At 41.7% G+C, this 11,113-nt stretch carries 11 protein-coding genes; 4 read left to right on the top strand and 7 right to left on the bottom strand.

Annotation, left to right across the window (positions count from 1 at the left end; all coding sequences use genetic code 11):
• The first annotated feature begins 49 nt into the window (after positions 1–49).
• The 3 genes from JL57_RS05140 to JL57_RS05130 all read left to right on the top strand — a co-directional run bounded on the left by JL57_RS05140 (position 50) and on the right by JL57_RS05130 (position 2,679).
• Positions 50–319, top strand: a complete 270-nt coding sequence (locus tag JL57_RS05140) for a hypothetical protein (RefSeq protein WP_034140990.1) — start codon at positions 50–52, stop codon at positions 317–319.
• Positions 320–1,969, top strand: a complete 1,650-nt coding sequence (locus tag JL57_RS05135; protein WP_034140989.1) for a sodium:solute symporter family transporter — start codon at positions 320–322, stop codon at positions 1,967–1,969.
• A gap of 134 nt (positions 1,970–2,103) precedes the next feature.
• Positions 2,104–2,679: a YIP1 family protein gene (locus tag JL57_RS05130; protein WP_034140988.1), complete on the top strand. Its 576-nt coding sequence runs from the start codon at positions 2,104–2,106 to the stop codon at positions 2,677–2,679.
• Positions 2,680–2,913: 234 nt separating this feature from the next.
• On the opposite strand, the gene nifV is transcribed toward JL57_RS05130, so the two are convergent.
• From nifV to JL57_RS05100, 6 genes are all read right to left on the bottom strand, one after another.
• The gene (gene nifV / locus JL57_RS05125) at positions 2,914–4,050 is read right to left on the bottom strand and encodes a homocitrate synthase (RefSeq protein ID WP_034140987.1); all 1,137 of its coding nucleotides are present in this window, start codon (positions 4,048–4,050) and stop codon (positions 2,914–2,916) included.
• A 193-nt stretch (positions 4,051–4,243) separates the two neighbouring features.
• Positions 4,244–5,692: an Asp-tRNA(Asn)/Glu-tRNA(Gln) amidotransferase subunit GatB gene (gene gatB, locus JL57_RS05120; RefSeq protein ID WP_291299727.1), complete on the bottom strand. Its 1,449-nt coding sequence runs from the start codon at positions 5,690–5,692 to the stop codon at positions 4,244–4,246.
• Positions 5,679–7,169 carry an Asp-tRNA(Asn)/Glu-tRNA(Gln) amidotransferase subunit GatA gene (gatA, locus tag JL57_RS05115; RefSeq protein WP_034140986.1) on the bottom strand — a complete coding sequence of 497 codons (1,491 nt, stop codon included), beginning with the start codon at positions 7,167–7,169 and terminating at the stop codon, positions 5,679–5,681. The genes gatB and gatA overlap by 14 nt, the downstream gene beginning before the upstream one ends.
• Before the next feature lie 22 nt (positions 7,170–7,191).
• The gene (gatC, locus tag JL57_RS05110) at positions 7,192–7,476 is read right to left on the bottom strand and encodes an Asp-tRNA(Asn)/Glu-tRNA(Gln) amidotransferase subunit GatC (protein ID WP_034140985.1); all 285 of its coding nucleotides are present in this window, start codon (positions 7,474–7,476) and stop codon (positions 7,192–7,194) included.
• A gap of 225 nt (positions 7,477–7,701) precedes the next feature.
• Positions 7,702–8,463 carry a DUF4367 domain-containing protein gene (locus JL57_RS05105; protein WP_034140984.1) on the bottom strand — a complete coding sequence of 254 codons (762 nt, stop codon included), beginning with the start codon at positions 8,461–8,463 and terminating at the stop codon, positions 7,702–7,704.
• 6 nt (positions 8,464–8,469) lie between these two features.
• The gene (locus JL57_RS05100; protein WP_291299726.1) at positions 8,470–8,988 is read right to left on the bottom strand and encodes an RNA polymerase sigma factor; all 519 of its coding nucleotides are present in this window, start codon (positions 8,986–8,988) and stop codon (positions 8,470–8,472) included.
• A 217-nt stretch (positions 8,989–9,205) separates the two neighbouring features.
• Between JL57_RS05100 and JL57_RS05095 the strand changes: the two genes are divergently transcribed.
• Positions 9,206–9,784 carry a hypothetical protein gene (locus tag JL57_RS05095; RefSeq protein ID WP_034140983.1) on the top strand — a complete coding sequence of 193 codons (579 nt, stop codon included), beginning with the start codon at positions 9,206–9,208 and terminating at the stop codon, positions 9,782–9,784.
• 57 nt (positions 9,785–9,841) lie between these two features.
• Here the strand turns inward: JL57_RS05095 and ligA are convergent.
• On the bottom strand, positions 9,842–11,113 hold a 1,272-nt coding region (ligA, locus tag JL57_RS05090; protein WP_034140982.1), incomplete at its 5' end, for an NAD-dependent DNA ligase LigA.

Here is an 11,113-nt window from a genome sequence, read left to right as displayed (position 1 = left end):
GAGAACAGTGCAAAGAATAGTGAGTCGAATTTCTGGGGGAGGAAATTACATGAACGCTTATAAAAAAGAAGTCTGGTTCACCATTATTTTTACCATCTTATTTTTATTTTCGGGCCATTTAGGACTATTCTTTTCAATTTTTCCAGTGGAAGGGAACTTATTAGGATTTCCAATTATGTATATTGTCCCAATTCTTTCCGGTTGGTTCGGGGTTCTTTTCTTAGTTATTGTAGCCGGTAAAATCGGAAATCAAATCGATGATGACATCGAAAAAGAAAATCAAGATAATTCTAAGATTCGCGGCGAGGGGGTAGTGTAGATGGCAAATCAAGTTTGGCAACTGTCAAATCCAATAATAGGTATTATTGTAGTTTTAATTACCTTTGTCGTATTCTACGTTGTTGCCTATCTGTCAAACCGCGCAAGTACATCCGTACAAGACTTATACGCCACTAAAGGTGGGGTAGGACCAATCACTAACGGTCTTGCAATGGCATCTACTTACATGAGTTTAGCAACATTTCTAGGGGTTACAGCATTAATTTTACGTCTCCAAGTTCCATTTGTAATGTTGTGGATTCAATTCATTTTGGCGATCCCGTTAATAACAATTATCTATGGAACAAGCTTACGCCGAATGGGGGCGTTCTCTCCAACACACTTTATTAGATTACGCTATGGAAAAGAAGCATCAATTATTGCCGCGCTCTGGATGATTTTAGTATCCATTATGTACGCTTTAGGTCAAATGATCGGAATTGCAGTAACGTTCGAAACTTTACTAGGAATTCCTTATATGACTGGTTTATTTGTCGGAGGTATTCTAATTGTTGGTTACGTTACAATAGGTGGAATGAGCGGTGCAACAAACAATGCAGCCATTCAGATGGTCATCATGGCCCTTATGTTTATTATTCCACTAGGCGCAATTATGAAAGCAATGGGTGGTACTGGATGGTTTTTCCCTCCACTTCTCTATGCTGATATGGTACCAGCAATGCTAGATGCTCTACCTACTTTCTTTGATTACAAGTTCCCTACAAAATGGTACTTTGCCCTTATTCCTGCCCTGACAATCGGGGCTTTAGGACTGCCACACTTAGCAATGCGTGTTTATACATCATCAAGTTTAAGAAGTGCTCGTTCAGCAATGATTTGGTTTGCTTTAGCACTTGGTCTTGTTTTCTCAGCAACATACGCAATGGGATTTTCAGGAGTATTTTTCGAGTATACAACTGGCATTCCTATTGCTCCTGCCGATACTGATAAATTAACAATTATTTTAAACTTAGCTTATAACCCTGAATGGGTAACTGCACTAGTTATTGCTGGTGCTATCTCAGCTGGTTTGTCTACACTAAGCGGTAACTTACTGGCAATTGGCGCTTTAATTTCACAAGATATTGTTACAACATTAAAGCCAGACTTATCAAATAAAACAAAAGTACGTCTGGGATATCTTTCTATTGCCCTTGGTGGTCTTGCAGCTGTATTATTAGCGATACAACCACCTAAATTCCTTATTGTTAGTATCCTTTGGGCCTTTGGTCTGGCAGGTACGACCAATGCGTCGCTCATTATTATGGGGGTTTGGTGGAAAAAAGCAAATCGCTTCGGTGCAATGTGTGCTTCTGCTATCGGTGGGATCGTCTATGTTGTTGTTTCACCCTTCGTTTTCCCTAAGATTGTTGTCAGTGGTCATGCTTTAACAGATAGTATGGGTCTTTCAGGCGGAATGCTTGCTGTACCACTTAGCTTCTTAATTTTAATTGTAGTATCTTACATTACAAACCGTATGCCTTCACTAATGAGTCAACAAGCAATAACTGAAACTGATAGCTTAGTAGAAAGAATCCATGGCTGGTCTGATATTAATCCGAAGCGTTATAACAGCATAGTCGGGCCGTTAATTATCGCTTCCATAGGTGCAATTGTCTTTGTTTGGGCAATGATGCCATGGGCATTCTAATACATCTTCTATTTTTAAAGAGATTTGATAATTTGCTATGTGTTTGTAGAACTGTATAAAATAATTGAAAGCTGAATCAAAGGACTTAATGCTTTTGATTCAGTCTCAATTATTTTTTCTATTTAGGAGGGAATATGGGAAAAATCACATTAATCTTTAGAATTTTACAATTAGACAAAGGGGCTATTGAGAAACTCTCTGCGCCAGAAACGCATTTTAGAGGGTATAGCTCGGTTATTTCAGTTTTATTAGGGTTATTATACGGCTTTACAGCTATTAACATTAACTTAGAGTTTATAAGAACATTTGAAACCCCAATATTAAGACAGGTTTTTATTCCTGCAGTATTTTTATTTTCCGGTTATATAATGATGTTATTAACTAAAGTTGGGTTAACTTTACTTTTATGGGCAGGATCAAGAGGCTTAGGTGGTGGTGGCTTTTTAGCAATCCTTTACCAAATTACGACTATTGCTTTAATTCCTTCTATTATTGCACTACCTGCTTTTATTTCTCTTCAAGCAGGTACTCCTCTTTCAATGCTCATGTTGGTTTCTATTGGGGTTGCACTCATTTGGATTTATTTTGTTTGTGCTAAAATTGTTGAAGTAGTCCAACACTTTGTACCATGGAAAGCCTATGTGGCGGTTCTATTAGCGTTTATCTTTTTTATGAGTATTTATTATATCATTCTACCTCCACCAACTTAAACCTAGGTAGCACTGTCTAAAAATAATTGGAATAAAATTACCTAGACATGACAAAAAAATATCCTCCCAAAAAGTAGGAGGATATACGGCGAATGGCTATTTTCTTTTCAAATTTATGTTAAGATATTACCCATTACCTCAATAAAAGCAGCCGTCATCTATACCGGTCACTCCACAAAGAACCTGGACCAGTGAAAAAGGCGGCTCCTTGCCGCCTTTTTAATTTTTTTAGATTTATCTACCTTCATGTTGCTTCAACATATCACCATAAATGTAAACGAGCTCCTTATCAAAAAGCGAACGCTTCATGTCTACAGCTAAAGCTCTGACCCGAGATAACATCTCCTCGGCATCTTCGTTCGACATTTCCTTACCATACTCAAGTAAGAATTTTGCCTTGATTGAAGCCGTCCCAGAATGTTTACCAATCACGATCTGCCGCTCAAGTCCAACATCCTCAGGGCTAAATGCTTCATAGGTTTTAGGATTCTTTAGAGCTCCATCAGCATGAATCCCAGACTCATGGGCAAACATGTTACTTCCTACGATTGATTTCCAAGCAGGAAGCGTCCTGCCCGAGGCCCGAGCAACATATTCAGAAACCTCGACAAATCGTTCGGTTGCAAAGCTTAAATCCGTATCTAACAAATGCTTAAGAGCCATGACGACTTCCTCTAAAGCTGCATTTCCAGCCCGCTCACCCAGACCATTGACAGTGACTCCCACGTGTGATGCCCCTGCCTTCACTCCTGCCAAAGCATTCGCTGTTGCCATTCCAAAATCGTCGTGTGTATGCATTTCGACATCAATATCTGCTTTTTCAATCAGAGTTTTAATCCGATCATAGGTTGTAAAAGGATCTAAGATTCCGACAGTATCACAGTAGCGAAGACGATCCGCCCCTGCTTTTTTTGCTTCTTTGGCAAATCGCACAAGAAAATCCATGTCTGAGCGTGAAGCATCCTCTGCATTGACAGAGATATACATCCCTTCTCGTTTAGCAAAGGCCGTGGCCTTGATCATCCGCTCCAGAACATCATCTCGAGTGGTCATGAGCTTATGTTCAATATGAATATCCGAGGTGGAAATAGAAATCGCCACAGCATCGACCCCACAAGCCAAGGAGGCTTCAATATCCGATATGACTGCCCGATTCCAGCCCATAATGCTCGATTTTAAACCAAGTTTTACGATATCAGTAATTGCTTGCTTTTCATCGCCGCCCATGACTGCTACCCCGGCTTCAATCTGATGAACGCCAAGCTCATCTAACAATCGCGCGATGCGCATTTTTTCTTGATTTGAGAAAACAACCCCAGCTGTTTGTTCTCCGTCACGTAATGTGGTATCTACAATCACTAGATGTCTCATTTCAGACTCACCCCTTAATTTAAAATCGCACGTATAATTATACTGTACGCCTTATAATTACTATCTATAGTAGCACAATCTCCCCTGAGATTGAAGGATGCCCATTTCCTTATACTGTATACTTGATATTCTGCTAGTTGCTTGACGCTCTCCATAGCTAAATTCAGTTGTACACTAGCTACACAAACCTGCTCTAAGTTAATCTTTCCTTAAGCAACTGATTTACTACACCCGGATTTGCTTGTCCCTTGGTAGCTTTCATGATCTGCCCGACCAGAAACCCTATCGCTCGATCCTTTCCTGCTCGGTAGTCCTCTACGGATTGGGGATTGGCAGCCAGCACGCTATCAATAATCCCTAGCAAGGCCCCTTCGTCACTAATCTGCGCGAGTCCTTTTTCCTTGACGATCGTCTTGGCATCCTTACTCGTGTTGTACATCTCTTCAATCACACTCTTGGCAATCTTGCCGCTTATGGTTCCTTTTTCAATAAGTGCCAGGAGTTCTGCCAATTTTTCTGGTGAGATCGGGGAATCAACCACTCGGCACTGATTGGAATTGAGTAAACGCGCAAGGTCGCCCATGACCCAGTTTGCTAAGGTCTTGGCATCTCCATAGTAAGCCAAAGCTGCATCGAAGTAATCAGACAACGCTTTTGCTTGGGTGATAACCCCAGCATCATAAGCCGACAGCCCCAAGGCTTGCAAACGAGCACGACGTGCCGCCGGAAGTTCAGGCAGGGTTTTGCGGATTCTTTCCACCCATTCCCGGTCGATAACCAGAGGAGCTAGGTCAGGTTCCGGAAAATACCGGTAGTCATGCGCTTCTTCTTTTGAGCGAAGGGTTAACGTAACCCCTCGTCCCTCATCCCAAGTACGAGTCTCTTGAATAACCTTTTCCCCCGCCTCGAGAACCCGAGCTTGACGGGCCACTTCATATTCCATACAGCGTCGCACCGAGCTAAAGGAATTTAGGTTTTTAGTTTCTGTACGTGTCCCTAAGGTCGTTGCACCAATCGGTCGCAACGAAACATTGACATCAAAGCGCACTGAGCCTTGTTCTAAGCGACAGTCCGAAACTTCCGTATACTCCAATATCTGCACTAATTTTTCCAGATAAGCAAGCACTTCGGAAATTGAGCGCATATCAGGCTCGGAAACGATTTCCAGCAGCGGCACACCCGCTCGGTTATAGTCGACAGAAGACTCATGAGAGGTTGAGATAGTCTCTCCGCTGTGTACGAGCTTACCAGCATCTTCCTCCATATGGGCGCGAGTAATCCCAATCCACTTCTTTTCTCCATCGACTTCAATCTCTAACCCGCCCTTGCCACATATCGGCAAATCAAATTGGGATGTCTGATAATTCTTCGACAAGTCGGGGTAAAAGTAGTTTTTACGGTCGAACTTGGAGAACTCAGCTATTTCACAGCTCAGAGCGAGACCTGCTTTAATCGCATAATTGACGACTTCACTATTTAAGACGGGAAGCGCACCAGGCATTCCTAAGCACACAGGGCAAACATGCGTGTTTTGGTCTCCCCCAAACTCAGTTGTACAGCCACAAAAAATCTTCGTCTTGGTTTGTAGTTCCACATGTACTTCTAGTCCACAGACCATTTCATAGTTGTTAGCGACTACCACGCGCCAGCACCTCCCCAGACAAACTTGGTTTCAACGTGTGATAATTCGTGTTTTGCTCAAAGGTATAGGCTACACGATACAACGTCCCTTCAGCAAAGGCTTTACCCATCAGTTGCATGCCGATTGGTAAACCTTTGACGAATCCCGCCGGGATAGAAATGGCCGGAATACCTGCTAGGTTGATAGGAACTGTCGTAATGTCAGATAAATACATTGCTAAAGGGTTGGCGGATTTTTCCCCAAATTTAAAGGCCGGAGTCGGAGCCGTCGGAGAGAGTAAGACATCAAACTTCTCAAACGCCTTGTCAAAATCCTGCTTGATCAGTGTTCTGACCTTCTGTGCTTTCAGATAATAGGCATCATAATACCCCGAACTTAAGGCATAGGTTCCGAGCATAATCCTTCGTTTCACTTCCGGTCCAAATCCTTCAGCCCGGGTTGATTTAAACATACCTAAAACATCGTCAGACTCCGCCCGATATCCATAGCGTACACCATCATAGCGAGCTAGATTAGAGCTGGCTTCCGCCGTGGCGATCAGATAATACGCCGGGATGGCGTACTCTGTATGTGGTAATGAGCATTCTGACACTTCTGCGCCAAGATCAATCAGGGTTTGAATCCCTGCTTGAATTCCTTTGGCAACCTCCGGCTCAATGCCCTCACCGTAATACTCACGAGGAATCCCGATTCTCAGACCTTTGATATCATTGACCAGGAACTTCGTATAATCCGGCTTTTCAAAGGGAACCGATGTTGAATCAAGGGGATCATATCCTGCAATAGCATTTAGGACCAAGGCATTATCCCGTACGTTTTTGGTGAGTGGACCAATCTGGTCAAGTGAAGACGCATACGCAATCAAGCCATACCGGGAGACTGCGCCGTAAGTTGGCTTCATTCCAACCACCCCACAAAACGCCGCAGGCTGGCGGATAGACCCACCGGTGTCAGATCCCAAGGTAAAGCCGGCCTCATCCGCTGCTACGGCGACGGCAGCTCCCCCGGAAGATCCTCCGGGAACATACTCTAGATCCCAAGGATTACGAGTCTTAGCAAAATATGAATTCTCTGTCGAGGAACCCATGGCAAACTCATCCATGTTTAGTTTACCGAGTAGGATCGTTCCTGCGTTCCGTAAGCGATCTGTCACAGTTGCATTATAGGGTGGAATAAAATTTTCCAACATTTTTGAACCACAACTTGTACGAACGCCCTCTGTGCACATGTTATCTTTCATGGCCATCGGAATTCCCTCTAAGGGGCTGAGAGCCTCTCTCTGAGCGATCTTGCGATCAACCTCTGCCGCTTGGGCTAAGGCCTGATCTTCCAAAACTGTTAAATACGCTTGTAAATCAGGTTCAAGGCTATGAATACGTTCTATGTAAGCTTTCGTCAACTCAGTAGCGCTGACATCTTTATGCACAAGTAGCTCGTGTTGTTCACTGATCGACTTTTCTATATCCCCTGTTGCCATTTCGCGCAACCTCCTTTCTAGGTTAGACTATTTTAGGAACCCTAAAGAAACCCTCTTCCCCATCCGGGGCATTCCTTAAGGCTTTTTCATGATTAATTGAGGGTCTCACTTCATCCTCGCGCAATACGTTATGTAGAGGAACAGCATGGGCAGTAGGCACTACATCCCTCGTGTCTAAGCGCTCTAACATAGCCGCATAATCTAAAATGGAATTAAGTTGTTCAGTATACTCTTGAGTTTCCTGTTCGGTTAACTCAAGGCGCGCCAAGGCTGCTACGTATTCAACGTCTTCACGTGAAATTGTCAATTTATTCACCTTCCCTTTGGAGTGTTTGTTGCATTATCCTCTATCATAACAAATATAGGGGACTGGGGCAAGAAATATAGAATATACAAAATCACTGTGTTGGGCGTGTTTTGGGGACGGTCCTCTTAACACACCTTAAGGTAAGTTAAAAAGACCGTCCCCAAACACCAAGAACCCTCCCAAAAATACCATTAAGAAATACCACGATTTTTGCCGTGGTCTTTCTTAGTTAATGGAATTTGCCATCTTAGTAATCTCTTCTTCAGTTATTACCCCTGTGATTTGCAGTAGGAGATTTCTCACTTGCCAATTCAAAGTATTCAAGCCATTCTTACTCAGATACATAATAGCTGGGCTACCGTTCACAATTAGATCTTTTACGCTTGTATCATCTGTATCATATAATGTTCCCCGTGAAGTTCCTTTAGCATTATCTTGTTGTCTAAAAACAAAGACCTTGTCATTAAGATTATATTCAATAGAGACTTGGTAAACCCTTACCCCTACAGATGTAAGTATAACTCGTCTAATGTTAGCTCCAGGAGGGAGATAACTTGGAATAGCTAATTTAAAGTGAGTCGCAGTTTTGGCTTGATCCAGAGTAACTTCTTCGTCAACAAGATCACCTAAATCCTGAATTTTAGGCATCGGAGGCTCATCAACCTGGTGGTAGGTTTCAGTCATATTTCTAGTGGTCTTTCCAACGACATAACTAAAAAATTTAGCAATACTCTTCCCAACCGCATCTGCATTATGTGGATATAAAAAGTTTATTGAACTCACTAATATCAGAACTGTAGCAACCATGGTTATTCTTTTTCGATTGATGACTGTTTTGGGTATTTTAAGAATATCATCCTCTACATTGATTCGATTCTTAATCTTCTGCCATTGATCATCTATATTCGGAATCTCAATCTCGGAAGCTAACTCTTTTGACAAATGAATTATTATTATTTCGTCAAGCTCTCTTTCAGATAAGCTCACTTAAGTTCAACCTCCCAAATTTTGATTGAGATCCTTATCTATCAAGTTTCTAAATTTTTCTTTTGCTCTATGTAGTCTAACTTTAGCATTTGAGAGATTAATATCTAATAACATAGCAATCTGATGCAAGGATAAATCGGCATAATACTTGAGTACTAAAATCTCATGTTCTTTTTTATTTAATTTTTTAAGGACATTATTGATGTCCTCTTTCAGTTCTATATCATTTTCAAGACTACTATCTGACAGCATGCCTAGGTGCAAATCAGTTAATAAAGTAATCTTATCATTGTTTTTATTATTTAACATTCGTTTAGCTTCATTTAGAGCTATAGAAATAACCCATGAAGCAAATTTATCTTTAAATTCTAGCTGATTAAGTTTATTATACGCTATTACAAAGGCCTGTTGGACGGCATCCTCTGATATATATTTATCTTTAGTATAAAAATACACTGTTTGATAGACTCTTTCATAAGTCTGCTTGGCTAGAATTTTAAAGATTTCTAAGTCCTTACTTGACAATTTATCCGCCTCCTGAAACTATTAATTCTAGTAATTTATATTAAAACCTCCTAAATTTTTATATTTTATAAAATTAATGTAACCTTATGGCATATTTAATCCCTCTATATAGAGAGGGGGATACCAAAACAATTTTATAAGAGCTACGGTGCATTTAAGGAAGTAATGGAAGTGAAGTGATTTTCTCCCCTGGAATTTAAAAGAGGTGATTTAGATATTGTCAAACTATAAAATTTTATTTTTCCTAGTGTTGTTAAGTCTAATGGTAACCGGCTGTTCAACAACTGAAGCTAATCAAACAAGAGAGAAACTCAATCTTCTTGACTCTACCATAAGGACCCACCTTTCTAAAGAGCATTCAACCCTAAAGGTCAGTCAGTTAAAGATAATATCAATGATCGAAACTCCAGAAGGAGACTTGATTCAGATTTTGTTTCAGGGTAACGGTGATGAATATATCGGCTTTTTACAAATATCAAAAAACATCGAATTCAGTGACGTAGTTTTTAGCAATATAAGACCAAGTAATAAAGATACACCCTTCGATGTTCACTTTATGACTTCATTCATGAAAAAATCAAACGAAGAAATACCTTACATATTCTTGGGAGGAGTTATAAATGATAAGAAAATTAAGGAGATGCAGATAATTTTTGATGATACTGCCATCGTCTATTTAGTATTTAATGAACATCAGGAATCTTATAATTATGTAAGAATAGGATCTAAGGCTGGAGTTAAACAAATTATTGCCAAAGACAACTCAGGTAAAGGTCTATATAGCTATCCACCTTAGCGTCCTCGTAACACGTATAAAAGCCGGTTTCTCAGATGGAGAAACCGGCTTTCACTATTAAAGCTTAATCATCTGTTCAAATTCCTCTTCGGTCAAGATAGGTACTCCCAGTCCCTGGGCTTTCACTAACTTTGAGCCAGCTTTCTCTCCTGCAACGACGAAGGCAGTCTTTTTGCTAACACTACTTGCCGCTTTTCCACCATACTCCTCGATGATTGTTTCGATCTCCCGCCGCTCCCAGCGCTCTAACGAACCAGTTACGACGATGCTTTTACCCGCAAATATCTGTGGTTTGGTCGAGGTTCCTGCGGTCATGTTCACACCGGCTGCATGCAATTTAACCAAAAAATCTCCCGTACTCTCCAGACTGAAAAACTGCACCACACTTTCCGCCATTGCTGGTCCAACGTCCGGAATCCCTTGTAACTCCTCTAGGGTGGCCTCCTGCAATTTTTCCATGGAACCAAACGTCTGCGCTAAAATCTTCCCTGCTTTTTCCCCAGTGTGGCGGATACCTAAGGCGAAAATCAACGGTGCCAGTCCTCGCCCTTTGCTGTCTTCTATGGCCCTTAGCAAATTCTCTGCCGATTTTTTCCCCATCCGTTCCACAGGGGTTAAATCATCGAAGGTCAATGAATAAAGATCGGCAGCATCTTTGATCAACCCCGCATCTAGGAGTTGTTGAACAACTGCGGGTCCTAGTCCATCAATCGCCATGGCATCCCGAGAGACGTAATGAATAATCCCCTCACGTTGTTGGGCAGGGCAGATAATACTTTGACAACGGTATGCCGCTTCCCCTTCCTCACGCAAAACCGGGCTCTGACATTCTGGACAGAGCTCTGGCATTTCAAAAAGCCTTTCCTCACCGGTGCGTTTTTCGGGTAACCCTCGGACAACCTCTGGAATTACATCTCCAGCTTTATGTAAGAGTACATAATCTCCGATACGGATATCCTTATCCCGAATGTTATCTAAATTATGGAGTGTGGCACGACTCACAGTGGATCCTGCCACGGAAACTGCTTTCAGTACGGCGGTGGGCGTCAAAACTCCGGTACGCCCTACTCGGATGATAATATCCTCAACGACCGTTTCAACCTGTTCCGCCGGAAATTTATATGAAATCGCCCAGCGCGGACTTTTGGTGGTAAAGCCAAGTTCCTGTTGAAGGTCAAACTCATTCACTTTAATGACCAGACCGTCGATATCATATGGGAAGCGGTGACGCTCTGACGCCATTTCTTCACAATAGGTAATAACCTCTTCGATATCGCTAAATACTTTATACTCAGGGTTTACCACAAACCCCTGTTCTTTTAAATAGGT

This window comes from Desulfosporosinus sp. BICA1-9 (genome assembly GCF_000802135.1).
Note: the sequence above shows the minus strand (reverse complement) of the source record. Positions and strands in the feature narration are given on the sequence as shown.

Bases quoted from the DNA above. Each gene is read 5' to 3' on its own strand.
- gatA (WP_034140986.1), bottom strand. From the start codon at position 7,169: ATGGCAACAGGGGATATAGAAAAGTCGATCAGTGAACAACACGAGCTA.
- nifV (WP_034140987.1), bottom strand. From the start codon at position 4,050: ATGAGACATCTAGTGATTGTAGATACCACATTACGTGACGGAGAACAA.
- JL57_RS05140 (WP_034140990.1), top strand. From the start codon at position 50: ATGAACGCTTATAAAAAAGAAGTCTGGTTCACCATTATTTTTACCATC.
- JL57_RS05135 (WP_034140989.1), top strand. From the start codon at position 320: ATGGCAAATCAAGTTTGGCAACTGTCAAATCCAATAATAGGTATTATT.
- JL57_RS05130 (WP_034140988.1), top strand. From the start codon at position 2,104: ATGGGAAAAATCACATTAATCTTTAGAATTTTACAATTAGACAAAGGG.